This is a genomic window from Streptomyces sp. KL116D (assembly GCF_030766975.1).
GTDB lineage: Bacteria > Actinomycetota > Actinomycetes > Streptomycetales > Streptomycetaceae > Streptomyces > Streptomyces longispororuber_A.
The window spans coordinates 122882-149420 of the sequence record NZ_JASERH010000103.1 but is presented as its reverse complement, the minus strand read 5'-3'; the positions used below and the strand labels follow the sequence as shown (position 1 = coordinate 149420).

General features: G+C 73.0%; 19 protein-coding genes. 8 read left to right on the top strand and 11 right to left on the bottom strand.

Annotation, left to right across the window (positions count from 1 at the left end):
• Both RBJ77_RS40755 and RBJ77_RS40750 read left to right on the top strand, forming a co-directional pair.
• A partial coding sequence (locus RBJ77_RS40755; protein WP_372349590.1) for a DUF4139 domain-containing protein occupies nucleotides 1–893 on the top strand: 893 nt, incomplete at its 5' end.
• Nucleotides 894–899: 6 nt separating this feature from the next.
• Nucleotides 900–2495, top strand: a complete 1596-nt coding sequence (locus RBJ77_RS40750) for a mucoidy inhibitor MuiA family protein (RefSeq protein WP_372349589.1) — start codon at nucleotides 900–902, stop codon at nucleotides 2493–2495.
• A 66-nt stretch (nucleotides 2496–2561) separates the two neighbouring features.
• Here the strand turns inward: RBJ77_RS40750 and RBJ77_RS40745 are convergent, their stop codons facing one another.
• The 4 genes from RBJ77_RS40745 to RBJ77_RS40730 all read right to left on the bottom strand — a co-directional run bounded on the left by RBJ77_RS40745 (nucleotide 2562) and on the right by RBJ77_RS40730 (nucleotide 13179).
• Entirely contained in the window at nucleotides 2562–6482 is a 3921-nt protein-coding gene (locus RBJ77_RS40745; protein ID WP_372349588.1) for a glycoside hydrolase family 2 TIM barrel-domain containing protein, read from the bottom strand.
• 147 nt (nucleotides 6483–6629) lie between these two features.
• On the bottom strand, nucleotides 6630–10118 hold the full coding sequence (locus RBJ77_RS40740) for an NACHT domain-containing protein (RefSeq protein ID WP_372349587.1): 3489 nt from the start codon (nucleotides 10116–10118) through the stop codon (nucleotides 6630–6632).
• A gap of 156 nt (nucleotides 10119–10274) precedes the next feature.
• A complete protein-coding gene (locus tag RBJ77_RS40735) occupies nucleotides 10275–11435 on the bottom strand; it encodes a fumarylacetoacetate hydrolase family protein (protein ID WP_372349586.1) in 1161 nt (386 codons plus the stop codon).
• Nucleotides 11436–11454: 19 nt separating this feature from the next.
• Entirely contained in the window at nucleotides 11455–13179 is a 1725-nt protein-coding gene (locus RBJ77_RS40730) for an IlvD/Edd family dehydratase (protein WP_372349585.1), read from the bottom strand.
• 129 nt (nucleotides 13180–13308) lie between these two features.
• Between RBJ77_RS40730 and RBJ77_RS40725 the strand changes: the two genes are divergently transcribed.
• The gene (locus tag RBJ77_RS40725; RefSeq protein WP_372349584.1) at nucleotides 13309–14037 is read left to right on the top strand and encodes a FadR/GntR family transcriptional regulator; all 729 of its coding nucleotides are present in this window, start codon (nucleotides 13309–13311) and stop codon (nucleotides 14035–14037) included.
• Nucleotides 14038–14144: 107 nt separating this feature from the next.
• On the opposite strand, the gene RBJ77_RS40720 is transcribed toward RBJ77_RS40725, so the two are convergent.
• The 6 genes from RBJ77_RS40720 to RBJ77_RS40695 are packed head-to-tail and all read right to left on the bottom strand — an operon-like array spanning nucleotide 14145 to nucleotide 21261.
• Nucleotides 14145–15359 carry an amidohydrolase gene (locus RBJ77_RS40720; RefSeq protein WP_372349583.1) on the bottom strand — a complete coding sequence of 405 codons (1215 nt, stop codon included), beginning with the start codon at nucleotides 15357–15359 and terminating at the stop codon, nucleotides 14145–14147.
• Between the two features lie 39 nt (nucleotides 15360–15398).
• Nucleotides 15399–16415 (bottom strand): ABC transporter ATP-binding protein, encoded by a 1017-nt coding sequence (locus RBJ77_RS40715; protein ID WP_372349582.1) that lies wholly within the window; start codon nucleotides 16413–16415, stop codon nucleotides 15399–15401.
• Nucleotides 16412–17431 carry an ABC transporter ATP-binding protein gene (locus RBJ77_RS40710; RefSeq protein ID WP_372349581.1) on the bottom strand — a complete coding sequence of 340 codons (1020 nt, stop codon included), beginning with the start codon at nucleotides 17429–17431 and terminating at the stop codon, nucleotides 16412–16414. Before RBJ77_RS40710 ends, RBJ77_RS40715 begins: the two co-directional genes overlap by 4 nt.
• Nucleotides 17431–18432: an ABC transporter permease gene (locus tag RBJ77_RS40705; RefSeq protein WP_372349580.1), complete on the bottom strand. Its 1002-nt coding sequence runs from the start codon at nucleotides 18430–18432 to the stop codon at nucleotides 17431–17433. The genes RBJ77_RS40710 and RBJ77_RS40705 overlap by 1 nt, the downstream gene beginning before the upstream one ends.
• 6 nt (nucleotides 18433–18438) lie before the next feature.
• Nucleotides 18439–20187 carry an ABC transporter substrate-binding protein gene (locus tag RBJ77_RS40700; protein WP_372349579.1) on the bottom strand — a complete coding sequence of 583 codons (1749 nt, stop codon included), beginning with the start codon at nucleotides 20185–20187 and terminating at the stop codon, nucleotides 18439–18441.
• A 36-nt stretch (nucleotides 20188–20223) separates the two neighbouring features.
• Nucleotides 20224–21261: an ABC transporter permease gene (locus tag RBJ77_RS40695; protein WP_372349594.1), complete on the bottom strand. Its 1038-nt coding sequence runs from the start codon at nucleotides 21259–21261 to the stop codon at nucleotides 20224–20226.
• Between the two features lie 252 nt (nucleotides 21262–21513).
• Here RBJ77_RS40695 and RBJ77_RS40690 point away from each other — a divergent pair, with 252 nt between their 5' ends.
• The 4 genes from RBJ77_RS40690 to RBJ77_RS40675 all read left to right on the top strand — a co-directional run bounded on the left by RBJ77_RS40690 (nucleotide 21514) and on the right by RBJ77_RS40675 (nucleotide 24695).
• Entirely contained in the window at nucleotides 21514–23001 is a 1488-nt protein-coding gene (locus RBJ77_RS40690) for a chlorohydrolase family protein (protein ID WP_372349578.1), read from the top strand.
• On the top strand, nucleotides 22998–23681 hold the full coding sequence (locus RBJ77_RS40685; protein ID WP_372349577.1) for a GntR family transcriptional regulator: 684 nt from the start codon (nucleotides 22998–23000) through the stop codon (nucleotides 23679–23681). Before RBJ77_RS40690 ends, RBJ77_RS40685 begins: the two co-directional genes overlap by 4 nt.
• A 131-nt stretch (nucleotides 23682–23812) precedes the next feature.
• Nucleotides 23813–24187: a hypothetical protein gene (locus tag RBJ77_RS40680; RefSeq protein ID WP_372349576.1), complete on the top strand. Its 375-nt coding sequence runs from the start codon at nucleotides 23813–23815 to the stop codon at nucleotides 24185–24187.
• A gap of 157 nt (nucleotides 24188–24344) precedes the next feature.
• Entirely contained in the window at nucleotides 24345–24695 is a 351-nt protein-coding gene (locus RBJ77_RS40675; protein WP_255979434.1) for a metalloregulator ArsR/SmtB family transcription factor, read from the top strand.
• Here RBJ77_RS40675 and RBJ77_RS40670 read toward each other — a convergent pair.
• The gene (locus RBJ77_RS40670) at nucleotides 24689–25603 is read right to left on the bottom strand and encodes an NAD-dependent protein deacetylase (RefSeq protein ID WP_372349575.1); all 915 of its coding nucleotides are present in this window, start codon (nucleotides 25601–25603) and stop codon (nucleotides 24689–24691) included. The two genes, RBJ77_RS40675 and RBJ77_RS40670, sit on opposite strands and share 7 nt — an antisense overlap.
• Nucleotides 25604–25796: 193 nt before the next feature.
• On the opposite strand from RBJ77_RS40670, the gene RBJ77_RS40665 reads away from it, so the two are divergent.
• A complete protein-coding gene (locus RBJ77_RS40665) occupies nucleotides 25797–26537 on the top strand; it encodes a class I SAM-dependent methyltransferase (protein ID WP_372349574.1) in 741 nt (246 codons plus the stop codon).
• Nucleotides 26538–26539 lie beyond the last annotated feature (2 nt).

Here is a 26539-nt window from a genome sequence, read left to right as displayed (position 1 = left end):
CCCCGGCGGCTCCCGGCGGTCCGGCCGCCCCGCCCCCGCCCCCTCCGCCCGGCCCGCCGGAGCCGAGCACCGCCCAACTCGACTACGCCGACCTGGTCCTGTCCGGTCCGGAGGCGAGCGGCGGTCGCCGTGGCCTCCTCTCCCCCGGGACCGTCGCCGACCCGGTGGCCGCCGAGTACCGGCGCCGCGCGGAGTCGGTGAGTTCGCTGCCGCTGCCGGGGCACGCGGTGCGGCCGCGCGAGGCGGCGGGTTCCTTCGACCACCGTTACGACGCGCAGGGCACCGCCGACATCCCCTCCGACGGCGGCTGGCACACGGTCACCGTCACCGAGCTCCCGGTCGGGCTCCGCTCCGAGTACCTCTGCGTACCGTCCGTCGAGGAGACCGTGTACGCGACCCTGGTCGTCACGAACGCGACCCAGCAGGCCCTGCTGGCCGGGCCGGTGGACGTCACGGTCGACGGCGACCAGCTGCCGACCACGGCCCTGCCCACCCTCGCCCCGGGCGGCACCGGGCGCGTGGGGCTCGGACCGGCCGAGGCGATCCGGGTCGGCCGCCGCACGGAGCTGCGCGAGTCCACGGCGGGACTGCGCAACACGACGACCGTGCTCGACCACCGGATCCACGTCGACCTGGCCAACCGCCTCTCCCGGCCGGTCACCGTGGAGGTGCGCGAGCGCGTCCCGGTCACCTCCGAGGCCGACGTCCGCATCGAGGAACGGTCCGGCTGGACGGCGCCGGAGGACGGCGGCGACGGACCCGAGCGGCACGTCCCCGGCACGCGCCTGTGGCGGGTCGACGTGCCCGCCGGCGGCACCGCCACGCTCGACGGCGGTTACGAGATCCGCATCCCGGCCGCCAAGGCCCTCACCGGCGGCAACCGGAGGAGCTGACCCACCATGTCCACACCCACTGCCCCCGAGTCGGCCGCCGCTCCCGCCCCCGAGGCGATCCCGCTGCCCGTCACCGCGGTGACCTGCCTGGAGGACCGCGCCCACATCGAACGCACCACCACCCTCCACCTGGAGCCCGGCGTGCAGCGGCTCCGCCTCGGGCCCGTCGGCGCCCTCGCCGTCGACCGCAGCCTGCACGCCGAACTCACCGGTGAACACGGCGAGTTCACCGTCCTCGACGTCCGCGTGGTGCGGGCCTGGACGCCCCGCGCCCCCGAGGCACCGACCGACGAGGACTCCCCGCTGCGGCGGCGGGCGCACGCGCTCGGCGAGGAGCTGCGCACCCTGGAGCAGCGCCGCGACCGGCTGGAGACCCGCCTGGACGTGCTGGGCAGGCTCGCCACCGATCTGCTGCGGGAGATCGGCGAGGGCACGGGCTACGGCGAGTCCGAACCGGAGCGCTGGTCCGCCGAGTTGGACCGCCTCGACACCGAGCGCGACACGTACGAGGAAGAACTCGGCACCGTCCGGGCCGGGTTGGCGGCACTGGACGTCGAACTGAACGAGACCCAGAACGCGCTGCTCCACACCGAGCAGGAGCCGCCGGAGCTCACCGCGCACGTCGAACTGACGGTGCGAGCCCCGGCCGCGGGCCCCGCCGCGCTCCGGCTGAGCCACCTCACGCCCTGCGCCCTGTGGCGCCCGGCCTACCGTGCGACGCTCCAGGGCGGTGAACTGGCCCTGCAGACCGACGCGATGGTGTGGCAGCGCACCGGCGAGGACTGGTCCGGTGTCCGGCTGACCCTGTCGACGGCCCGGTCCAGCCTGGCCACCACCCCGCCGCGGCTCGTCGAGGACCGGCTGACCCTCCGGGACAGGTCCACGGCCGAGCGCCGCACCGTGGACGTGGAGGTGCGGGAGGAGAAGGTCTCCGACATCGGCCCCGCGACGGTCCCCGGCCTGCCGGGCGTCGACGACGGCGGCGAGGTGCGCGTCCTGCACGCCCCCGTGCCGGCCTCGGTGCCCGGCGACGGACACGGGCACCGCGTCCCGCTCACCACCAGCACGTCGGCGGCGCACAGCGAGTACGTCTGCGCGCCCGAACTGTCGCCGCTGGTCACCCAGGTGGTGCGGTTCACGAACACGGCGGGCCACGCCCTGCTCGCCGGACCCGTCGAGCTGGTCCGCGACAGCGGCTTCACCGGCCGCGGCACCCTGGACTTCACCGCTCCCGGCGCCCCCGCCGAGCTCGCGTTCGGCAGTTCGGACAGCCATCGGGTGCTGCGCGAGACCGAGGAGTCCCGGGACACCGCGGGACTCACCCAGCGGACGGTGATCACCCGCACGGTGCGGCTGCACCTGTCCCGGTTCTCCGCGCCCGGCGAGAGCGACGACCGGGTGATCACGCTGCGCGAGCGGATCCCGGTCTCCGAGGTGTCGGGCGTCGAGGTCCGCCCGCGCAAGGACGCCTGCTCCCCCGCCCCCGACGCGGTCGACGCGGACGGCATCGTCCGCTGGGACGTCTCCCTCCCACCGGGCGGCCGCCGCACGGTGACGCTGGTCTACGAGGTGTCGGCGAGCGGGAAGGTCACCGGGCTGTGAGAGGCCCGCGGGTCGTCGGGACCGGTCACGCACCGGTCCCGACGACCCGCAGTGCCTCAGGTTCCGCTACTCGTCCGCCGTCGGCCTGCGCGACAGCTCCGTGGCCCGCCGCACGTCGGTGAGGGGCCGCAGCCGGTAGGTGTAGGCGTAGTCCCGGTCCGCGGGCAGCTTGTACGCGTCGTGCGTGTGGGCGCCCCAGCTGTTGTCGCCGCCCACGCCCATCTGCCGGTGGTTCACGCGCAGGACGACCTGGTCGCGCGGGACGAGCTGGTAGTCGTGGCGCACTCCGACGGAGAGGTCCTCGGGCGTGAAGTGCGAGGCGTTGATCTCGACGAGCGGCTCGCCGCTCACCAGGAGCCCGCGGCCGCGCCGGTCGGTGAGGGCCGCCCAGCGGACGTCGGTCTTGTTGCCGTTCTCCTGGGGCCGGATGTACGGACTCCACTGCTCGGCCACCGTCGACGACCACGTCCCCACGTCCGTACCGTCGTTGCGGTCCCAGTGGTTCTCCTCGGGTCCGCGGCCGTAGTAGTGCAGCCGGTCGAGGGCGGCGGGCAGCCGCAGGATCGTGCCGACCTCGGGGAGGTACGGGAGCGAACCGGCGCCCGGACGGACCGTGTTGTCGACCTTGATCTCGCCGTTGCCGAACACGGTGTACGTCGTCGTGTACGTGGACTCGGTGGTCGTCGGCAGGGTGCCCCGCACGGCGATCTCGACGGCGCGGCCGTCGATGCCGCGCACGGTGACGTCCGTGACCTCGCGGTGCGTGCCCGCGTCGCGCCAGGTCTGGTTGCGGACGTGCTGGCCGTTGCCGCGGTCGTTGTCGGTGGGCGCGCGCCAGAAGTTGGGTGCGGGCCCGTCGCCGAGCAGCGCGGTGCCGTGTGCCTCGTACGAGGTGATGGTCCCGGTCGACTTGTCGATGACGAGGGTGAAGTCGGTTCCGTCGACGGTGACTTCGGCCTTGCCGTCCTCGTAGGACAGGGTCGGTACGGAGCCCAGGGGCACGGGGGTGACGTCGGGGCTGTCGGCGTCCAGCGGGAGCTGGATCCGGGCGACCTCGAACCCGGGGTCCGCCCAGGGGGTCTTCTCCTTGGTGGTGAAGGAGAGCTGGAGGAAGTACTCGCTGCCGGGCGCGGGGGCGGCGGGCAGGCCGACCGGCACGGTGATGTCGTGGTCGGACAGGGGGGCGACGTCGAGCTGTGCGCGGGCCAGCCTTCCGCGCCGGACGACCTCGCCGTCGGCGGAGAGCTCCCATGTTCCGTCGTAGGCGCGGAGGTTGGTGAAGAGGTTCTCGTTCGTGAGCGTGACCTGGCCGGGGGCGCCGCCGTCCCTGGGGCGGGCGCCGATCGCCTGGTAGATGCGCTTCACCTGGGTGATCTTGCCGGTGTGGCCGCGGTCCGCGGTGACGATGCCGTCGGCGACGAACGCGCCGTCGTTGGGGTTGTCGCCCCAGTCGCCGCCGAACGCGAAGAACGTCTTCTGCTTCCCGCCGGCCCCGACCGCCTCGTGGCCCGCGGTCCGCGCGTCGAACCAGAACCGTACGCCGTCGCCGTCCGGCTTCCGACCGTCGTCGGCGAGTTGTCCGGCGGTGAGCGCCCGCGCGTACACCCGGGCCCGGCGCACCGAACCGCTGAACTCCCGCGTCGGGTTGTCGAGGTCGAAGGCCAGGCACAGGGGTGCGGTGTTGTTCGTCGGTCTGCGGTCGGTGGTCCTGGTGGCCTTCGCCTCGCCGTCGACGTACAGGGTGAGTGTCCCGGCGTCCGCGTCGAAGACTCCCGCCACGTGGTGCTCGACGCCGGTCCAACCCTCTGCCGGGGTCGTCCAGTTGACCGCGATCCACTGCCCGTCGGAGCAGATGAAGAACTCCAGGGTCCGGTCGGACAGCTTGAGCGCGTACTGGGTGTCGCCCTTGGCGATGACCGGCTGGTGGCCGTAGCGGACGTGCTGGGTGAACCAGGCTTCGAGGGTCAGCGAACCGGTGAGGTCGAGGCGGTCGTCGCGGGCGAAGACGGTCGCCCCGGTCACCCCCTTCTCGCGGGTGAACTCCGCGGAGGCGGGCATGACTTCGCCCGCAAGCCCCAGCGGTCCCGTCTCGGTCAGCAGGGTGCGCGCGGGCATCGGCCAGCTCAGCGACTGGTCGACGAAGTCCCAGATCCAGCCGCCCTGGAGGACGTCGTGGCGGCGGACGACGTCCCAGTACTCCTTGAAGTTGCCGGTCGAGTTCCCCATCGAGTGGGCGTACTCGATCATCACGTAAGGCCGGGTGTCGGAGGTGTCCTTCGCGCGTGCCTCCACCCGGGTCGGCGACTCGTACATCGCGGAGCGGATGTCGCTCACGCCGGGGCTGTCGTCGCCCTCGTACTGGATCACCCGGGTCGTGTCGTAGGAGCGGATCCAGTCGTGCATGGCCTTGAAGGTGGAGCCCGACCCGGCCTCGTTGCCGAGCGACCAGATGACCACGGAGGCGTGGTTCTTGTCGCGGTGGACCATGTTCCGCGCGCGCTGCACGCACGCCTTGCTCCAGTCGTCCTTGCTCGCGGGGTACGCGTCGCGGACGCCGTGCGTCTCCAGGTTCGTCTCGTCGACCAGGTACAGGCCGTACTCGTCGGCGAGTTCGTACCAGAGCGGGTTGTTCGGGTAGTGCGAGGTGCGGACGGAGTTGATGTTCGCCTGTTTGATGACCGTCATGTCGCGCACCAGGTCGTCGCGGGTGAGGGCGGTGCCGCGGTCCGGGTGCATCTCGTGGCGGTTGGTGCCGCGCAGCGAGACCGGCTTCCCGTTGATCCGCATCAGCCCGTCCCGCAGCGCGAACTCGCGCAGGCCGACGCGGTGCGAGAGCGTCTCGGTCACCTTGCCCGCGGGGTCGCGGAGCCGGAGCACGGCGGTGTAGAGGTGCGGCTGTTCGGCGGACCAGAGCCGGGGCGAGGGCACGGACTTGGCGTCCTGGCCCTCGGCTTCGCCGTCGGCGAGGGTGAGGCGCTGGGTGAGCGGCCGCGTCCACACGGCGTGGCCGTCGGGGTCGTAGAGCTGTGTCTCGACGGTGTACGCGTCGCCGTCGGCCTCGCCGCCGTAGTCCCGCAGGGCGGCCGTCACCGACAGGCTCGCGCTGGTGTACCCGTCCGCCAGGGGGGTGTCGAGGCGGAAGTCCCGCAGGTGGACGGTGGGCGTCGAGTACAGGTACACGGACCGGAAGATCCCGCTGAGCCGGATCATGTCCTGGTCCTCGAGCCAGTCGCCGTCGGAGTAGCGGTAGACCTCGACGGCGACGTGGTTGGTGCCGTCGGTCAGATAGGGGGTGATGTCGTACTCGGCGGGCGTGTACGAGTCCTCGTGGTAGCCGGCCAACTGCCCGTTGACCCACAGGTAGTGGGCGGACTTCACGCCCTCGAAGTGCAGGAAGGTCCGCCGGCCCGCCCAGCCCTTCGGCACGGTGAAGGTGCGTCTGTACTGGCCCACCGGGTTGTATGCGGTCGGCGCGGCGGGCGGCTGGGGCTCCTCGCCGAGGCCGTTGGGTCCCCACCACGGGTAGGTGATGTTGACGTAGATCGGGAAGTCGTGCCCGTGCAGCTGCCAGACCGAGGGGACGGGGATCGTCTCCCAGCCGGAGTCGTCGAGATCGGTGCGGTGGAAGTCGTCGAGCTTGTCCGCGGGCCGGTCGACGTACTTGAACTTCCAGTCCCCGTCGAGGCTCTGCCGGTACGCCGAGCGGGTGCGGTCGGCGGCGAGGGCCCGCTGGACGTTCTCGTACGGCATGAGGGTGGTGTGCGGGGGTTCGGTGCCGAGCTGGAAGAGGTCGATGTGGCCGTTCCACTCGTCACCGGTGGCGTCGACGCCGGCGGCGGCAGCGAGGGCGCGGGCGGTTGCGGCGGGCAGGGCGGAGGAGAGCGCGAGCCCGCCGACGACGGCGGCGCCCGCCTCCAGGAGCCGACGGCGGCTGAGGTACGTGCTGGGGTGGGGGTGGACGTGCGGGTGGGGGTGCGGGTGCGTCATGAGGTGCCCTTCCACGAGTGCGGACACGTGCAACCAATGGGGCCTGACGGGCTGTTGAGCAGGGCCCACCCTAGGAACACAACACAATCGCCACAATGACGCCGTCGGATTCTGTCGCTTTCTGAGTGCTCACCAAGCCCTCGGTCCTCACGCCCCGTCGGCCGGGCGCTGCCGGTACGCGTCGTTGATGACCTTCTCCGCGAGGGCCCGCCGGCCCGGCGGGGTGGTGACGCGGAGCCAGAGGTAGAAGTCGAGCGGCCGTCGCGCCGTGTTCTTCCGGCCGTTCCAGGTGGGCGTCCGCCACCAGGACCGCAGTCCGCGCACCAGATGGGCGGTGGCGGCGCCGTCCGCAGCCTCCTGCACGCGGAAGCGGGTGTGCGCGTCGTGCCGGGACAGCGAGCCGGCGTAGGGCGCGGGGCGGTCCGCGTAGAAGTCGTCCCGCTCGCGGGTGGTGCACGCGCCGTCGCAGTGGTGGACGGCCAGGGTGAGGCGCACCGGCCCCTCGGGGGTGTCGGCGGTGCAGGTCACGTCGTCGGTGAAGACTCCGGCGCCCGCCCCGTCGCAGCGCGTCCCGCGCGGCAGTCTCAGCGCCAGCCAGAAGTAGCCGGAGTGGAAGCCGAGAACCGAGGAGGGGTCGTCGGCGGCCCAGGTGGCGCCGGTCAGCCGGCCCCCGGCCTTCGCGTCGTAGAGCCCGAACCGGGACTGCCCCGGAGCCCGTGGCACGACCGCGTCGCGCAGGGCCCGCTCCCCCGGCTCCGGCGGTCCCAGCCGGCCGGCGTTGCGCAGCACCGTGCGGGCCACCAGCCGTGCCGCGTCGAGGACTTGGGCCTCGGTGGCGAACTCCAGGCCGACGTCGACCGTGACGACCATGTTGTCCGCGCTCGCCCGCACCCGGCCCATGGGCGAGGTGTACGACGGGGTCTTCGCGCGCAGGACCGGGTCCTCGCCCGGCACCGGCCAGGTGCCCTGGAACGCGGTGTCGCCGATCCCGGACACCGCCTTCGCCTCGCCCCACATCGTCGGCGACCGCGCCCACCGGTCCGCCCAGGAGCTGCTGCTGCGCCGGTCCCTGGCCGCGGTGAACCCGACGCCGACGCCGATCCACGCCCCCGGGCGCAGCGCGGCGCCTTCGGTGTACGTGCAGCCGCTGGATCCGGCCGTCGGCACGGCGAAGGACCGCATGGACCCGGCGGCGGGCAGCACCACGCCGGGCCGGGGGTCGCGGGGGACGCGGACGGGGTCGGCGAGGAAGCCGCGCAGGTCGTGCTCCGTGAGCAGGGTGCAGGCCGGGGCGAGGGCACGGACCGGGCCCGCGGCGGGCGGGCCGCCCAGCGCGCCCGCGAGGAGGACGAACGCGGCGGGCACGGCGACGAGGGCCCCCAGTGCGGCGGTGACCCGCTGCCGGTCGGGCAACCGCAGCCGCGGACGCTGCCGGAGCGCCAGCTCCAGTTCCGGTCCTGGCTCCGACCGTGGTGCGGCGGCCAGTTCGTTGCGCAGCTCCAGGTGGCGGAACCGGTAGAAGGCTCCCGTCCGCTGGAGCACCCCGCGCCGGTGGGCGTCCTGGAGGAAGGACATCGGCTGCCACGGCATGCGGCCGCTCAGCGCGAGCCAGGTCCGGGCGAGGCAGTACCGGCCCCATGCCGACGCCGCGAACCCGAGGGCCGCGGCCGCGACGAGGGCGGTCGCCGCGAGGACGAACCAGTGGGCGGGCTCCACCGCGTCCCGGCCGAGCCCGCGCCCCCAGACGAGCACCGCCCCCGCGAGGACGGCCACGGCCCCGAGGGGGAAGCGCAGCCCCGCGCCGTCGAGCGGTGCCGGGACGACTCCCAGGGTGAGCACGGTCCGCCGGTCGGCGCGCAGCAGTTCCAGGGGTCCGTGGGCCTCCGGGTCGGCGGGCCGGCGCAGGGCGCCGCCCGTCGCGTGCAGGATCCACGCGGCGAGGAGTACCCCGAGGGACGGCAGGACTCCGATGGAGGGGAACAGCAGAGCCAGCGCGCCCAGGGTGAACGGCAGGGGGACGGTGAACTGCCGGACGGACGCCAGGACGTCCTGCGGCCCCGGCCTGACCAGGCGCTGGGGGACGACCGGGGCGTCCCGGCGGACCCCGTACCGCCCCACGACCGCGGCGGCCGCCACCAGCAGCGCGGCCACCGCCCCTCGCGGGACCGGCACGTCCTGGTACCCGTCCGCCCACGGGAGCCGTGCCGTGCCGACGGCCACGGCGGCCGCGGCGGCGACGGGCAGGACGAGCAGCAGCAGGGCGCCGCGCGGCAGCATGCGTTCCAGGCGCCACCACGCGATGTCCCGGCGGCCGGTCCGCCGTTCCTCCGCGGCCAGTTGGGCGAGCCAGTGCCGCGCCTGGCCGGGTGTCCAGCTCCGCCGGTGGTGGTCGGGGGCGTCGCCGTCCGGTGCGTACGCGGCGTCGACGAACGAGCTGAGCAGATGGCGCCGCAGCGCCCGTGCGGTGGGGAACGCCTCGGGGTCGAGCAGTTCGGCGGGCCGCGCCGAGCTGTCGCTGTAGACGACCCGTGCCATGGCCACCATCAGCGGGGTGCGCAGCACGCCGCGCAGCCGCCGGGCCTGCGCGGTGCCGCCGTCCGTCAGGGCGGTGAGCACCGGGTCCCACTTGCTGCGGTGGTCCGCGCCGGGGCGGGCGGACAGCAGCAGGTACCCGCGCACGTCCTCCACGTCGAGGGGCCGCAGTTCGACCGCCGCCATGCCGGGCAGCCGGACGTCGCCCTGCCGCATGGCGTCGCGGTACGCGGCGACCCGGCTGGTGAGCACGAGGGGTACGTCGCCGTGCAGTCCGGTGCGCAGCTGCCGCAGGGCGTCCACCCGGGCGGACGCGGGCAGTTCGTCGAATCCGTCGAGGACCGGGAGCACGCGGCCGGAGGTGATCAGCCGATGGGCGACCGTGCGGCGGGCCGCGCCGGGGACCGTGACGGCGGAGGGGTGGGCCTGGGCCAGTTCGCCGGCCGCCCACCACCACACGGACGGTGTCTCGCGCGGGTTCCAGGACGCCAGGGGCAGCACCACGGGCACCGGTTCGGCGTCCCGCCCGGTGCGGCGGCGCAGCAGTTCGCGGGCCAGGCGCACCACGAGCACGGACTTGCCGGCACCGGGGCCGCCGAGGATCGCGAGCCGGCGTCGCGGCAGCGCGTCGTACTGTTCGGCGATGCGCAGGAACTCGCCCTCCAGGACCGGGACCTGACCCGCTCCGCCGGTTTCCGGCAGCAGGCTCACCGGGTGGTCCGCGAGGTCCGGCTCGGCGGCCCGCCAGCGCACGGGCAGTGCCATCGGGTCGCCGATCCGGCCGTGCCGCTCCTCGCCGGCGTACTGCGCCGTCAGCATGTCGGCGAGGGAGCGGGCGGCGGCGTCGAGGCGGTCGGCGGCGACCGGGGCCGTGGCGATCCGGCGCTCGCGCCGCACCCGCAGCGACGGCAGGAACGGCAGCAGGACGGCGGCGGCCAGGCAGCCCGCGACGGTCAGCCAGCGGGCGGCGGTCCCGAAGCGCACGAGGTCGGCGCCGTGGCCGAGCGCGAGCAGCACCGCCAGGGCGCCGAACGCCGCGCCGCCCACGGCGCCGACGAGCCGCTCCCGGTGCGACGGCGCGGCAGCGGCGTACGTGATGTCCACGTGCCGCGCCTGGACGACGGGCCCGTGGAAGGTACCGCCCGAGATTCTGTTGTCCCCGTGCCCGCTCCCCCGCACGCCGCCCCCTCCGGCACCGCCGCCCCCGACAGGTTCACTCCCGTCCCATCCTGCCCGGGGAGCGCGGCGACGGCCAGCGGATCACAGGACGCCCCTGGCCGCCAGACTGCGCATCAGGCGCCGCAGGCCGTACTCCCACGGGGGTGCCGCCTCGCTCGTCGTGACGGTGTTGACGAGGGTGCCCAGGCGTGGGCTGGAGATGCGGACGACGTCGCCCTCGTGGTGGGTGAATCCCTCGCCGGGCGCGTCCCGGTCCTCGGTCGGCGCGAACAGGGTGCCGGTGAACAGGACGAATCCGTCGGGGTGTTGGTGGTGGTCGCCGTGCACGGCCGCCACCAGGTCGCCGATGTCGCGGCTGATCCGGCGCAGGGAGCTGCTGCCGTGCAGCACGAAGCCGTCCGTGCCCGTCACTTCGAGACCGATCTCCAGCTCCCGTACGTCGTCCGGGCCGAAGCGTTCGTCGAAGAGGCGCAGGAACGGGCCGAGGGCGCAGGACGCGTTGTTGTCCTTGGCGCGGGGCAGCAGCAGCGCGCTGCGGCCCTCCACGTCCCGGAGGTTGACGTCGTTGCCGAGGAGCGCGCCGCGCATCCGGCCGCGGGAGTCCACGGCGAGGACGGCTTCCGGCTCCGGGTTGTTCCACCCGGAGGAGGCGAGGACGCCGATCGGTGCGCCCGTGCCCACGGCGGCGAGGACCGGGGCCTTGGTGAACACCTCGGGGTCGGGGCCGATGCCGACTTCCAGGTACTGCGACCACAGGCCGTCGGCCTGGAGGATCTCCTTCGCCTTCGCCGCCTCCGGGGAGCCGGGGCGGACCGCGGTCACCGCGCCGACGGAGGCGGCGAGGCGTTCGCGGGTGCGGGCGGCGAGGGACGGGTCGCCGCCGGTGCGTTCCTCGATGACGCGTTCCATGAGGCTCTCCGCGAACGTGACGCCGGCGGCCTTGATGACCTGGAGGTCGACGGGGGCCAGCAGATGGGGCAGGTCCCGCCGGCCGGTGGCCGTCGCGGCGAGCAGGTCCGTCAGCGGCCAGCGCCTGCCGCCCTCCGCGTCCCGTACGAGACGGTGGGCGTCGTCGCGTTCCAGGAGGTCGGAGACGGTGGGGGCGTGGGCGGTGAGGTCGACGGCGTGTCCGTCGCGGATCGCCGCGACGCAGGGGCCGTCCCACTCGGGTTCGTGGACCCGGGCGACGAGGAGGGCGGACGCGGCGTCGTCGGGCAGGACGGCCTCGGGGGTGAGGGTCATGCGTGCTCCTGGGGTCGGGTCAGTGCGAGTCGCGGGGGACGGCGTGTCCGCGGCACCCGCGCAGGAAGTCGAAGTCGGCGCCCCGGTCGGCGCCTTCGACGTGCTGCGTGTACAGCCATGCGTAGCCGCTGGTGTGGTGCGGCACGGGCGGCTTCCACTCGGCCTTCCTCCGCGCCAACTCCTCGTCGGGAACGTTCAGTTCGAGGGTTCGTCCGGGTACGTCGAGGGTGATGGTGTCGCCGTCCCTGACGAGTGCGAGGGGGCCGCCGACCGCGGCCTCGGGGGCGACGTGGAGCACGACCGTGCCGTAGCCGGTGCCGCTCATCCGGCCGTCGCAGACGCGCACGATGTCGGTGACGCCCGCCTTCAGCAGTCTGGTCGGCACGGGCACGTTGGCCACCTCGGGCATGCCGGGGTAGCCCTTGGGTCCCGCGCCGCGGATGACGAGGACGGTGTCGGCGTCGACGTCCAGGTCCGGGTCGTCGCAGACCGCGTGGTACGCCTCCGGGGAGTCGAAGACGCGGGCCGTGCCGGTGTGGGTGAGCAGGTGCGGTGACGCCGCGGACTGCTTGACGACGGCGCCGTCCGGGCAGAGGTTGCCGCGCAGGACGGCGGTGCCGGTGCCGGCCGGCTGGAAGGGGGCGTCGACGGGGGTGATGACGTCGTCGCCGGTCCGCTCGGCGTCCGCGACGTTCTCCGCGAGGGTGCGGCCGGTCACGGTGAGCTGGTCGCCGCGCAGCAGCCCGGCGCGGACGAGTTCGTGGTGGACGGCGGGGAGCCCGCCCGCGTAGCAGAAGTCCTCCATGAGGTAGGTCCCGGACGGCATCAGGTTGAGCAGCGTCGGGACGTCGCGGGCGAGCCGGTCGAAGTCCTCGGCGTCGAGCCGGACGCCGACGCGTCCGGCGAGGGCGGTGAGGTGGATGATCGCGTTGGTGGAGCCGCCGATCGCGGCGTTGGTGCGGACGGCGTTCTCGAACGCCTCGCGGGTGAGGATCCGGGACGGCCGCAGGTCCTCCTCCACCATCGTGACGATGCGGCGGCCCGCGGCCTGCCCCGTCTCGTAGCGGCGCATGTCGACGGCGGGCCAGGTGGCGGAGCCGGGCAGCTGCATGCCGAGGGTCTCCGCCATGCACGCCATGGTGGAGGCGGTGCCCATCGTCATGCAGTGGCCGTTCGAGCGGGCCATGCAGCCCTCGGCGAAGAAGCACTCCTCCTCGGTCATCCGCCCGGCCTTCACCTCGGCCTCCATCTGCCACACGGCCGTGCCCGAACCGACGTCGCGGCCCTGGAACTTGCCGTTGAGCATGGGGCCGCCGGTGACCATCACCGCGGGCAGGTCGACGCTCGCGGCGCCCATGAGCATGGCCGGGGTCGTCTTGTCGCAGCCGGAGAGCAGCACCACGCCGTCGAGCGGGTTGGCCCGGATGAGCTCCTCGACCTCCATGGCCATGAGGTTGCGGTACAGCATGGCGGTGGGCCGCATCAGCGTCTCGCCCGTCGCCATCGTCGGGAACTCCAGGGGGAAGCCCCCGGCCTGCCACACGCCGCGCTTCACCGCTTCGGCGACGCGGGTCAAGTGGGCGTTGCAGGGGGCGAGTTCGGAGGCGGAGACGGCGATGCCGATCACCGGCCGGCCGTCGAAGACCTCGGGGCCGAAGCCCTGGTTGCGCATCCACGAGCGGTACACCATGCCGCCACGGCCCGCGGCGCCGAACCAGGCCTGACTGCGTCGTCCTTCGGACATGCGGGTCACTCCTCCACGTGGACGGACTCCGGGGAGCCACGGGGGACGCAAGCGCGTACGATGCCGGGCAATCATTGAATGATTCGATGAATCCGTCCAGGGGGTGCGCACGGGGCCGTGGAGAGAGTCGTGACGAACGGCGCGGAGATCACGGGGAGCCGGACGGGCCATCAGCAGATCGTCGACGCACTGGGCCGCCGCATCGTCGGGGGCGACTTCCCCGTCGGTGAGGCGCTGCCCGTGGAGGACCGGCTGGCGGCCGAACTCGGCGTCAGCCGCGGCGCGTTGCGGGAGGCGGTGAAGGCGCTCGCGGCGAAGGGCATGCTCGCCACCCGCCCGCGCACCGGCACCCGGGTGCTGCCGGCGGACCGCTGGAACCATCTGGACCGGGACGTGCTGGCCTGGCAGCAGGAGTGCGATCCCCGTCAACTGCTGCGCGAGACGGGCGAGTTGCGTCGGATCGTCGAGCCGGAGGCGGCCCGTCTCGCGGCGCGGCACCGCCGGCCGGATCAACTAGACGCGCTCCGGGACGCGTTGGCGGCGATGGAGGAGGCCGAGGCGCGCGGCGACCGGGCGGCCTACGTGGAGGCGGACACCGTGTTCCACCGCACGCTCCTGGCCGCCGGCGGCAACCGGCTCCTCGGCTCCCTGGGCCGGGCCATCGACGTGGCGCTGCGCCACCACTTCGCGATCAGCGCCCAGACGCCCGGCGCCGTCGCCTCCTCGCTGCCCGGGCACCGGGCGGTCCTGGACGCGGTGGCGGCGGGGCGCGGGGCGGAGGCGGCGGACGCGGTGACCCGGCTGATCAGCGCGGCGGCGCGGGAACTCGCCGAGTCGCCGGGGTTTCCCGGGCCGTGACGGAGCGTCTCCCCGGGATCTGACGGAACGGGGGACCGCCGTGCGCGGCGCGCGACGGCGGTCCCCCGCAGGCCCGTCCGGGCGCGGCCCGGACCTGACCGGACCCGTCAGGCGCCCCGGACCAGCGCGAGCCCCTCGGCCACGACCCGCCCGTCGTGCAGCACGGTGCGGTCGGTGCCCCGGTCCATGACCGCGCTCGACGGGGTCTCCCCGTCGACGAGCAGCAGGTCGGCGCGGTCGCCGACGGCGAGGCCGGGTCGGTCGGTGACGCCGGTCAGGCGCGGGACGTCGTGGCTCATGATCGAGGCGCCGCCCGTGCTCGCCACCGCCAGACACATCTCGATGTGGTCGTCGCGGCGGAAGTTGTTGGTGAAGGCGAGCTGCCAGGTGCGGTCGAGCAGGTCGCAGTTGCCGTACGGGCTCCAGTAGTCGCGCTGGCCGTCCTCGCCGAGGCCCACGCGGACGCCGGCCTCGGTGAGGGCGACCAGGGAGAGCTGGTTGCGGGCGGCGGGCGCCACCGTCGCCATGGCGATGTCGAGCTCCGCGAACTCCTCGACGAGGCGGCGGCTGGTGGACTCGTTCACGGAGCCGAGCTCGTAGGCGTGCGACATCGTGACCTTGCCCTGCATGCCGAGGGCGCGGACCCGCTCCAGGATCAGGTCCGTGGAGAACACGCCGAGTTCCCCGGGTTCGTGGAGGTGGATGTCGACCTCGACGCTGTACTTCTCGGCGAGCCCGAAGACGACGTCCAGGTGGCCCTTGGGGTCGCGGTCCAGGGTGCAGGGGTCGATGCCGCCCATCACGTCGGCGCCCGCCTTGAGCGACGCCTCCAGGTAGTCGGCGGTGCCGGGCTCGCGCAGGATGCCGGCCTGCGGGAACGTCATGATCTGGACGTCGGCGAGATGCCCGTACTTCTCCTTCGCGGCGACGACGGCCTCGAACTTCTCCAGCTTGCAGTCCACGTCGACCTGCGCGTACGTGCGCACCCGCGTCGTACCGCGCGCGATCATGCGCTCCAGGGTCCCGGCGACCCGCTCGGGCAGCGGGACCTCGGCGTCGCGCCAGTTCTCGCGGTCGTTCATCATCATCGTCCACACGCCGGGGCCGCCGGTGTGCGGGCGGAACGGCAGGCCGACGCGGGTGGAGTCCAGGTGGACGTGGACGTCGCTGAAGGACGGCAGGAGCAGCCGGCCGCGGCCCTCGACGACGTCGCCCGCGGGCGCCGCGGCCGGGTCGTGCGGGCGGATCGCGGCGATCCGGGTGCCGTCGAGGGTCACGTCGCTGCGCTCGCCGCCCCAGGGGCGGACGTCACGGATCAGCATGGGGTGCAACTTCCTTACGTAGGTGGTGTGGTGGGGGGTTCAGTGGGCCGCGAGGGCCCGGTCGGCGAAGTGGCAGGCGGGGGCGCCGTCGTCGGCCGTCCGCGGCACCTCCCCCGCGCACCGCGCCTGTTCGGCCTCGTCGAGGCGCGGGCGCAGTGGGCAGCGGGTGCGGAACACACAGCCGGAGGGCGGGTTCGCGGGGGTGGGCAGGTCGCCGGTCAGCCGGATCCGGCGGCCGCGGTCCGCCTCGGGGTCGGGCTGCGGGACGGCGGAGAGCAGGGCCCGGGTGTACGGGTGGCGCGGGTCGTCGAAGACGTCCCGGGTGACGCCGCTCTCCATGATCCGGCCGAGGTACATGACGGCGACGCGGTCGGCGAAGTGCCGTACGACGGACAGGTCGTGGGCGATGAAGACGTAGGAGACCCCGGTGTCGGCCTGGATGTCCTGGAGCAGGTTGACGACCTGCGCCTGGACGGACACGTCGAGGGCCGAGACGGGTTCGTCGCAGATGATGAGGCGGGGTTCGAGGGCGAGGGCGCGGGCGATGCCGACGCGCTGCTTCTGGCCGCCGGAGAACTCGTGCGGGAACCGGTTGTAGTGGTCGGGGCGCAGGCCCACCCGGTCCATCAGCTCCCGCACCCGGGTCCGGATGCCGCCGGGCGGGTCGATGCCCTGGGCGTGCAGCGGGGCGGCGATGGCGGCGCCGACGGACTGGCGGGGGTTGAGGGACGAGGACGGGTTCTGGAAGACCATCTGCACCTGGCGGCGGTACTCCTGCGCCTCCGCCCGGTTCATCGCCGCGATGTCGCGGCCGTGCAGGCGCACGGTGCCCGAGGTCGGGTCGAGCAGGCGCATCAGCAGTCGTCCGGTGGTGGACTTCCCGCAGCCGGACTCGCCGACGAGCCCGAGGGTCTGTCCGGCGCCGACGGAGAAGCTGACGCCGTCGACGGCCTTGACCGGGGCGCCGCCGCGGCCCAGCAGGCCGCCCCGCCCACGGAAGTGCTTGGTCAGCCCCTCGGCCTCGAGGAGCGGGGTTGCGGCGGTGGTGGACGTCATCGTGCGGCCTCCTCGGCGGTGGCGAGCGTCTCCTGGTGGCACCGGGAGGGGTGGTCGGCCGCGTCACCGGTCAGGAACGCGGGGCGCTCGCTGTGGCACCGGCCGTCCGGTACGCGATGGGTCTGCGGGCAGCGGTCCGCGAAGAGGCAGCCCGCGGGCAGCGCGGTGAGCGAGGGCGGGAACCCCGGGATGGGGCGCAGCCGTTCGCCGTCGTCGCCGAGCGTCGGCATCGAGGCGAGCAGACCCTGGGTGTAGGGGTGGCGGGGGTCGCGGAACAGTTCGCGGACGCTCCCCCGCTCCACGCACTGTCCGCCGTACATGACGGCGACGTGGTGGCAGACCTCGGCGACGACGCCCAGGTCGTGGGTGACGAGGACGACGGCGGTGCCGGTCTCCTGCTGGAGTTCGCCGAGCAGGTCGAGGATCTGCGCCTGGACGGTGACGTCGAGGGCGGTCGTCGGCTCGTCGGCGATGAGGAGTTCGGGTTCGCAGACGAGCGCCATGGCGATCATGGCGCGCTGGCGCATGCCGCCGGAGAACTCGTGCGGGAAGGCGGCGGCGCGGCGCTTCGGGTCGGGGATGCCGACGCGGCCCAGCATGTCGACGGCGACCGCGGTGGCGGCCTTCTTCGACACCTTGTTGTGGACCCGGTACGCCTCGGCGATCTGAGCGCCGACGCTGTGGAAGGGGTGCATCGCGGAGAGCGGGTCCTGGAAGATCATGGCGATCTTCTTGCCGCGCCAGGCCCGCATCCGGTCCTCGGACAGGGAGTTGAGGTCGGTGCCGTCGAGCAGGATCTCGCCGGTGACGCGGGCGCGGGTCTCCTTGAGGAGGCCCATCAGGGCCTGGCTGGTGACGGTCTTGCCGGAGCCGGACTCGCCGACGATGCCGACGGTCTCGCCCCTGGCCAGGGTGAGGTCCATGCCGTTGACGGCGTGCACGAGCCCGTCGTCGGTGGGGAAGGCGACGTGCAGGTCCCTGATCCGCAGCAGCGGCTGGTCGGTGGTGGTGGTCATCAGGCGGCCCTCACTCGCGGGTCGATGACGGCGTAGACGGCGTCGACGACGACATTGGCGACGATGATGAAGAAGGCGGCGAGCAGGGTGATCGCCATGGTCAGCGGCAGGTCGCCGGCCTGTGCGGCCCGTACGGCGGTGAAGCCGACGCCGGGCACCGAGAAGATCTGCTCGGTGAGGACGGCGCCGCCGAGCAGCAGTCCGATGTCGAGGCCGAGCATGGTGACGACGGGGGTGAGTCCGGCGCGGGCGCCGTGCCTGACCACCATCGCGGCCTTGGACAGGCCCTTGGCGCGGGCGGTGCGCATGAAGTCCTCGCCGAGGGTCTCCAGCATGGAGCTGCGGGTGACCCGGATGTACTGGGCGCTGAACAGCACCGCCAACGCGACCCACGGCAGCAGGTAGTTGAGGAACCAGCCGTCGAACCCGGCGGGTCCGAACGGCGAGGTGATGGCGTTCGTGGTGAACGGCAGCACGTCGAGGGTCGACACGAAGACGAGCAGCAGAAGCAGACCCGTGACGGGGATCGGCAGCGAGACGCCGACGGAGGCGGCGCCCACGATCAGCTTGTCGGTGAGCTTGTTGCGGCGCAGCGCGGCGAGGGTGCCGAAGGTGACGCCGACGACCGTCCACAAGGCGATGGCGCCGACGGCGACGGACAGGGTGTAGGGCAGGGCGCGCTCCAGGACGGCGGCGACGTCCTCGTTCGTCTGGAAGGACTTGCCGAAGCAGGGCCACTGGCACAGCGATTCGGCGCCGGGCGCGCCGACGGTCCGCCCGTGGAACAGGCCGGACATGTAGGTCAGGTACTGGCTGAGGAACGGCTTGTCCATGCCGAGGGCGACGCGCGCCTCGGCGATCCGCTCCGGCGTGCACTCCTGGCCGCAGGCGGCGGCCGCCGGGTCGGCGGGCCCGAAGTGGAAGAGCGTGAAGGTGACGAAGCTGATGACGGCCAGCAGGACGACGGTGGCGACGAGGCGCCGGGTCAGGAAGGCGATCACGTCAGGTCACCCCTTTCCCGAGTCGGATCCGGAGGCGACGGAGACGGTCGACAGGTCGATGGCGCCGAAGAAGTAGCCGACCTGCGCGTTGCGGACGTCGGAGCCGACGACGCTGCGGGTGACGTTCCTGATCAGCGGGACGAGCGGGTAGTCCTGCATGGCGCGGTCGAAGAGCGTCGACCACTTGCGGCCCAGTTCCTCACTGGTGCCGTTCTCGCCGCGCAGCGCGTACATGGCCCGGGCGATCTCCGGGTCGTGGAAGCGGGGGATGTTGGAGAAGCCGAAGGTCTTCCCGTCGACGCTCGGGCCCAGGTTGGGGTCGATGGTGGTGCGCACCGAGCCGCTGTCGGCGCCGCCGCACCAGCCGCTGCGCGCGATGTCGGGCATGTTCTTGCCGGCGAGCGTCGTGTAGTAGTTCGCGGCGGGGATGGAGCGCAGTTCGAGGTCGATGCCGAGCTGCTTGAGGTTCTGCTGGAGCGAGGTGCCCATGTTCTTGTAGCGGGGCGTGGCGTCGGCGTAGCCGTAGACGAGCTTCTTCGGCACGTCCCTGCCCTTGAGCAGCTTCTTCGCCTCGGCGAGCTTCGGTTGTCCCGCCGGGTCGAGGGCGGTGTGCTGCGGCACGTAGCCGCGCTGGTCGGGGTTGATGTACGACTGGGTGAGCTTGCCGAAGCGGGCGCCGCCGTACTGGAGGTGGATGGCCTTGCGGTCGATGGCGAGCGCGATGGCCTTGCGGACCTGCGGGTCCTTGATGGACTCGGTGTTGAGGTCGAGGACGTCCGTGCAGCCGATGAGTCCGGAGGCGGTGCGCCGGGCGACGGCGGGGTCGTCGAGCTTCGCCGCGTCGGAGGCCTGGAGGCCGCCCGCGCTGTCGAGGGTGAGCGCGGTGGGGTCGGCGTCGGCGAGGAGCTGCTGGCTGATGGTGGACTGGGCGGTGGAGAGGCTGAAGGTGAAGGTGTCGGGCAGGGCGCTGCGGTTCGGGTCGGTGGCCGGGTCCCAGTGCTCGTTGCGGACGAGCTTCATGGCGCGGCCGCGGTCGTAGGACTTGATCCTGTACGGCCCGGTGGACACCGGGTGGTTGGTGTAGTCGAGCTTGGTGTCCTCGGCGCGCGGCACGGGCGCGGTGTTGGAGCGGGAGGCGAGGGCCGGGAACTCGGCGAACGGCTGCTTCAGCCGGAAGACGATCGTGCGGTCGTCGGGCGTCTCGATGCCCTTGAAGTCGGCGGCCGCGCCCTTGGCGTAGGGGCCCTTGTAGCCGTCGTCGGAGAGGGCGGCGTTCAGTTCCTGCGGTGCCTGGGTGTAGACGTCGCGGGCGTAGGTGCGCTCGACGCCGTACTTGACGTCCTTCGCGGTGATGGGTGAGCCGTCCTCGAACTTCAGGCCCTTCTTCAGGGTGTAGGTCCAGGTCAGTCCGTCCTTGGAGACCTTGCCGAGGTCGGTGGCGAGGTCGGGGACGATGGTGGGCGGCTTGCCCGCCTCCTCCTTGGCCATGGTGAGGGTGCGGTAGTAGAGCTGGCCGACGTTGGCGGTCTGGACGTAGTTGCTGTTGCCCGGGTCGAGGGTCTGGAAGTCGGCGGACATCAGGACGTTGACGTTGCCGCCCCTGGTCCGGTCGCCGTCGCCGACCTTCACCGGGTCGAAGGCGTCGGCGGGGGCCCGGGAGCCCGCGCCCGGCCGGGGCTTGGGGCCGCCGCAGGCGGTGAGGGCCAGCCCGGCGGTCACCGTCAGGGCGAGCGCCGCCACGGTGCGTCGATTCACTGCTGCTCCTGGGGTTCGTGGCGATCGTGGACGGGGTCAGCCACGGGAGGACTTGGGGTCGAGGGCGTCGCGGACGGCGTCGCCGAGCAGGTTGAAGGCGAGCACCGTGATCACCAGGGCGCCGGCCGGTACGGCGAGGAACCAGGGGTCGGTCAGGTACCAGTTGCCGGCCTGGGCGGCGTTGAGCATCTGGCCCCAGGAGGGGGTGGGGTCCTTGACGCCGACGCCGAGGAAGGAGAGCGCGGCCTCGGCCGTGATGTTCGTGGGGATCATCATCGTGGCGTAGACGAGGACGACGCCCATCACGTTGGGCACGATCTGCTTGAGGATGATCGAGCGGTGCGAGGCGCCGTAGGCGCGGGCGGCCTCGACGAACTCCTGCTCGCGGATGGAGAGCACCTGGCCGCGGACGACGCGGGCGAGATAGGCCCAGCCGAAGAAGCCGAGGATGATCACCAGTGAGGCGATCGGCAGCAGGCTCCCCTCCCCCAGTGCCGTGTCGCCGAGCCGGGACTGGAGGATCGGCGTCAGGGACAGCACGAGCAGCAGGTGCGGGAAGGCGAGGAACAGGTCCATGACCCGGCTGATCACCATGTCGACCTTGCCGCCGAAGTAACCGGCGGCGGCGCCGAGCACGGTGCCGAGGACGACGGAGACGACGGTCGCGAGCAGTGCGATGACCAGGGAGACCTGGGCGCCGTGCGCCATGCGCGCGAAGATGTCGCGGCCCAGGCCCGGTTCGACGCCCAGCCAGTGGTCGAAGGACGGGTAGCGGTAGTAGGACAGCGGCAGGCCGGGCGTGCCGTAGTCGTCCAGGACGTCGGGGCTGGTGCGGGTGGTGTACGGGTCCTGGCCCTCGATGGCGGTGAGTACCGGGGCGAGGGCCGCGAACAGGATCATGAGCACCACCACGGCGAGCGCGGCGAGCGCGATCTTGCTGCGCCGGATGCGCAGCCAGGCGGTGCCGAGCAGGGAGCGGGCGGCGACCGCGGGCGGCGGTGAACCCGGCTCGGGGGAACGGGCGTTGGGCACGCCGCCGCCGTCGGCACCGGAGGCCGGCCGAGCGGGCAGCACAGGGGAATCCGTCACGTCGCGTGATCCATTCGGCGCTCGGGGGAAGGATGGCCGGACGGTATACCAGGAAAGTGCGGCAGCGATAGAGCTGGCCAATATTTGGTATACCGAAGCGCTCAACTACGGTTGATAACGGGACATTCAGCCGACCGCCGGTCTCCGGACCCGCAGCGCCCCACTCCACCCTTCCCAGCCTGGTATACCGAGCCGTACGATCACCGACGGACCCGACCGCGAACCCCAGGAGGCACAATGCGCACCCGCTGGCGCGCCCGGCACATCCTCGCCCACCAGGACGGCGGCCACGCGCTGCTGCGGGACGGCGAGGTCGTGTGGGAGGACGACACCGTCGTCTACGTCGGCCCCCGCTACGACGGCGAGGTCGACGAGGAGCGCGACCTCGGCGAGTCCCTGGTGCTGCCGGGCCTCATCGACCTCGACGCGCTCACCGACATCGACCACCTCGTCCTCGACTCGTGGGCGGGCCCGGAGCGGGGCAAGGGCCTCCAGTGGTCCCTGGACTACTTCACCCACCGCCGCCGCGACGTGTTCACCCCCGAGGAGCGGGCGACGGTGCGCGCCTACGCGCTGGCCCAGCTCGCCCTGCACGGCATCACCACCTTCATGCCGATCGCCTCCGAGGTGCACAGCAGCTGGGCGGAGCCCTACGACGAACTGGTCGACACGGCCCGCACCGCGCGCCGCATCGGCCTGCGCGGCTACCTCGGCCCCGCCTACCGCTCGGGCGTCAACGTCGTCCTGCCGGACGGCACCCGGGACGTCGCCCTCGACGAGGCGGCGGGCCGGGCGGGCCTGCGCGACGCCGTCCGCTTCCTCGACCACCTCGACGCCCTCGGCGACCCGCTGCTCACCGGCGTCCTGCTCCCCTGCCGGATCGAGACCCTCACCGAGGAACTCCTCGCCGAGACGGGCCGGATCGGACGCGAGCGCGACGTCCTGATCCGGCTGCACGCGCTCCAGGGCCTCGCCGAACGCGACATCATCCGGCGCCGCCACGGCCTGACGCCCCTTCAACTCCTGGACAAGCACGGCCTGTTGAGTCCGAGACTGCTCATCCCGCACACGGTGCTGCTGGACCGGCACCCGTCCGTTCACGGCGAGGACCGCGGCGATCTGGCCCTGCTCGCCCGCAGCGGCATCTCGGTGATCCACTGCCCGCAGACCTCCCTGCGCTACGGCGAGATGCTGCACTCGTTCCGCGCCTACCGCGAGGCCGGGGTCAACCTCTGCCTGGGCACCGACTCGTTCCCGCCGGACCTCGTCCGCGGCATGGACGTCGGCGTCCACCTGGCGAAGATCGCCGACGGCCGCTCGGACGCCGCGCCCGCCGAGCACTACCTGGAGGCGGCCACGCTGGGCGGCGCCCGCGCCCTGGGCCGCGACGACCTGGGCCGCATCGCCCCCGGCGCCCAGGCCGACCTGGTCGCCTTCTCGCTCGACGACGTACGCGACGGGGTCATGGACGACCCGGTGCGCACGTTCCTGCTCAACGGCACGGCACGGCAGGCGACCGACTCGGTGGTGGCGGGCCGCCCGGTCCTGGTCGACCACGGCCTGCCCGGCATCGACCTGGACGCCCTGCGCCGCGACGCGCAGCACCTCTTCGAGCGGATGCGGGCTGCCTACAGCGAGCGGGACACCGAACGCCGCGACACCGCCGCGCTGTTCCCCCCGACGTTCCCCGCGTTCCGCGGCGCGGCGACCGGCGCACGCAGGTGACGGCCGCCACCGCCGAGGCCGGCCTGTCGGGCGCCTCGCAGGCGGAGCGCACCGAGGAGCTGATCAGGACCCGCATCCACTCCGGGGCGTACCAGCCGGACGCGCGCCTGCGCGAACGCGAACTGGCGGAGGCGCTCGGGGTCTCGCGCGTGCCGGTGCGCGAGGCCCTGATGCGGCTCGCCGCCGAGGGGCTCGTGGTGCTGGAGCCGCGGCGCGGCGCACGCGTGCGCCGCCTCACGCTCCGCGACGTCGACGAACTCTTCGACCTGCGGCTGAGCCTGGAGGTGTTCGCCGCGCGGCGGGCCGCCGAGCTCGTCGCGGGCGGCGGCAGCCACGACGCGCTGCGCGCGGTGATGGACGAGGCCGAGGCGGCGACCCTGCGCGGGGACGCGGCGAGCATCGCGGCCGCGAACACGGCCTTCCACGCCGGGCTCGTCACGATGACGGGGAACCGGCTGCTCCAGTCGTCCTACCAGCCCTCGCTCGGCCTGATGCACTGGCTGTTCCGGCTCACCGGCACGGAGCAGGGCGCCCAGCAGCACTGCGCGGAGCACCGGCAGATCTGTGCGGCCGTCGGGGCCGGCCGGCCCCGGCTCGCCGAGGCGCTGACGTTCGCCCACGTCGACGTCCGGCGCGAGCCGGTGATGGCCGGTCTGGCACAGGTCCTGCCCGCCCGGTGAACGCCCGCGGGGTGAACTCCTGCCGAGATTCGACCGCTTTCGGCATATGCCACACAGGGGGCCGACCGACGGCCTAGGGTTCCCGGCGAGGGCCTGGAACCCGCCCTCGTGTCCTTTGGGGAGGAGAACCCGTGTCCACTGTGGAAGTGTCCCTCAAGTCGCTGCTGACCGAGGTCGAGGGTGCGCTGGGTGCCGCCGTCGTCGACTACACGAGCGGTATGGCGCTCGGCACGCTGGGCGGCGGAAAGGACCTGGACCTGACCGTCGCCGCGGCCGGCAACACCGATGTGATCCGCTCGAAGATGCGCACCATGGAGATGCTGGGCATCCAGGACAAGATCGAGGACATCCTGATCACCCTGGGCACCCAGTACCACCTGATCCGCCCGGTGGCCGGACAGAACGGCAACGGTCTGTTCATCTACCTCGTCATCGACAAGGGCCGGTCGAACCTGGCGATGGCGCGCCATCACCTCAAGCGCACCGAGGAGCAGCTGGAGGTCTGACCTCCGACGCCCTTCATTTGCCCGTTGCTTGAAGACTTCTTCAAGTCTCCATCTCTGCATCTGCCGAACTCTCGGACTCAGTGGCGCCGACCGGGAAGGATTGGGCTGTCATCCCCGTCTCCACGACGCCATCCGAGCCAGGGAAGTGAGCGATCCCGTGCAGGCGCCCCTCTACCAGGTCAAAGCAGAGTTCTTCCGCATGCTCGGGCACCCCGTCCGGATCCGGGTCCTCGAACTGCTGCAGAACGGACCGGTGTCCGTACGGGATCTGCTCATCGACATCGACATCGAACCCTCGAACCTCTCCCAGCAGCTCGCCGTGCTGCGCCGCTCGGGCATCGTCGTCTCCACCCGCGAGGGCACCACCGTCACCTACGCCCTCGCCGGTGGCGACGTCGCCGAACTGCTGCGCGCGGCCCGCCGCATCCTCACCGAGCTCCTGGCCGGGCAGACCGCCCTGCTCGCCGCGCTCCAGGACGCCGACCCCGCGGCGCCGACCCCTCACTGACCCCCGTCGGCCGCCCCCGCGCCGGTCTTCGCGACGACCGTGGCCAGCGCCTCGCCGAGCGGCAGCTCGACGCGGCCTGCCGCCCACCGGTCACCGCGCGTCGGGCCCTGGTTGACGATCAGGACCGGGATGCCGGCGTCCGCGGCCCGCCGCACGAAGCGCAGCCCGGACATCACCGTCAGGGACGAGCCGAGCACCAGCAGGGTGTCGGCGCCGTCGACGAGCGCCCGGCACCGGGCGACGCGCTCGGGCGGCACGTTCTCCCCGAAGAAGACCACGTCGGGCTTGAGCACGCCCGTGCCGCAGACCGCGCACGGCACCACGTGGAACCCCCGCACCGCCTCCTCGGGCAGTTCCACGTCGCCGTCCGGGTTGACCTGCGCGGTCCTGTGCCGCTCGGCGACCGCCTCGAACTCCGGATTGGCCGCCCGCAGCCGCCGGTCGAGCTCCGCGCGGGCGGACTCGGCACCGCAGTCGAGGCAGACGACCCGGTCCAGGCTGCCGTGCAGCTCGACGACGTCCGGCGTGCCTGCGGCCTGCTGGAGCCCGTCGACGTTCTGCGTGATGACGCCGGTGACGAGTCCGGCGCGGACCAGCGCGGTCACCGCCCGGTGCCCGCCGTTCGGCCGGGCCAGGCCCATGGCACGCCGGCCCAGCTGGCTGCGGGCCCAGTACCGCTGCCGGGCGCTCTCGCCGCCGAGGAACTCCTGGTACGTCATGGGGGTGTGCCGGCGCAGCGAGCCGTGCTCGCCGCGGTAGTCCGGGATCCCCGACTCGGTGGAGAGCCCGGCCCCGCTCAGCACCACGACACCGCCCGCCCTGACGGCCTCGACGACGGGCGTGAGATCGGTCGTCGCCGGCGGGAGGTCACCGGCGGGTTCCCAGTTCAGCGTGGGTCTGATCCGCATGCCCGCCAGCCTACGCACCACCGTCCGGATCTCCGCGGTCCGCTCCGGCGTGGCCCGCCGCCCGGCGCCCACGGCTCGTACATGAGTCCGTGCCGGGGTCCTGATCTCTGTCGGATCCGCCCATACGGCTCGCTGTCGCGGTTCGGCGAGACTGCCCGCCATGGGCCGGCACGTCACACGGGAGGAACGTACGGTGAGCGGGCAACAGTACGACGAGATCGGTGAGGCCTACGAGGGCTTCAAGTCCCTGCCGCTGGAGCAGTACGTGGTGGTGCCCAGCTTCCTGGGCATGGTCGGGGACGTGCGCGGCCGGTCGGTCCTCGACCTGGCCTGCGGGACCGGCTTCTACAGCAGGGAGCTCGGGCGGCGCGGTGCCACGGACGTGCTCGGCATCGACATCTCCGGCGAAATGGTCGCCGTGGCCCAGCAGTTGGAGCGGGCCGACCCGCTGGGCATCGACTACGAGGTGGATGACGTGTCCCGACTGCGGTCCCTGGGGCGGCAGTTCGACGTCGCGCTGGCGGTCCAGCTGCTCAACTACGCGGAGGACGTGGCCGCCACGGAGCGGATGTGCCGCAGCCTGCACGCGAGCCTGAAGCCGGGCGGCGAGCTCTTCGCGCTCAACCAGTCGCCGGACTTCCGCTTCGACGGACCGCCGCCGGACCGGTACGGCTTCCGCACCGAACTGACCGGCGACGAGGCGGAGACCGGCCCCCGGGTGCGAACCACGGCGCTGCTCGACCCGCCGGTCTCGTTCGTCGCCAACCTGCCGCGCCGCGAGGTCTACGAGACGTGTCTGCGGGCCGCCGGGTTCAGCGACCTGACCTGGGTGCCGCTGACGGTGTCGCCGGCCGGGCTCGCCGCGTTCGGCGCGGAGCACTGGGCGGACTTCCACGCCAATCCGCCGCTGGAGATGCTGCGCTGTCGCGCCTGACG

What these genes read in the sequence shown, in the direction of transcription:
- RBJ77_RS40715 (WP_372349582.1), bottom strand. Translation starts at nt 16,415, where the DNA reads ATGACGTCCACCACCGCCGCAACCCCGCTCCTCGAGGCCGAGGGGCTG.
- RBJ77_RS40730 (WP_372349585.1), bottom strand. Translation starts at nt 13,179, where the DNA reads ATGTCCGAAGGACGACGCAGTCAGGCCTGGTTCGGCGCCGCGGGCCGT.
- RBJ77_RS40745 (WP_372349588.1), bottom strand. Translation starts at nt 6,482, where the DNA reads ATGACGCACCCGCACCCCCACCCGCACGTCCACCCCCACCCCAGCACG.
- RBJ77_RS40670 (WP_372349575.1), bottom strand. Translation starts at nt 25,603, where the DNA reads ATGCGGATCAGACCCACGCTGAACTGGGAACCCGCCGGTGACCTCCCG.
- RBJ77_RS40690 (WP_372349578.1), top strand. Translation starts at nt 21,514, where the DNA reads ATGCGCACCCGCTGGCGCGCCCGGCACATCCTCGCCCACCAGGACGGC.
- RBJ77_RS40710 (WP_372349581.1), bottom strand. Translation starts at nt 17,431, where the DNA reads ATGACCACCACCACCGACCAGCCGCTGCTGCGGATCAGGGACCTGCAC.
- RBJ77_RS40720 (WP_372349583.1), bottom strand. Translation starts at nt 15,359, where the DNA reads ATGCTGATCCGTGACGTCCGCCCCTGGGGCGGCGAGCGCAGCGACGTG.
- RBJ77_RS40750 (WP_372349589.1), top strand. Translation starts at nt 900, where the DNA reads ATGTCCACACCCACTGCCCCCGAGTCGGCCGCCGCTCCCGCCCCCGAG.
- RBJ77_RS40735 (WP_372349586.1), bottom strand. Translation starts at nt 11,435, where the DNA reads ATGACCCTCACCCCCGAGGCCGTCCTGCCCGACGACGCCGCGTCCGCC.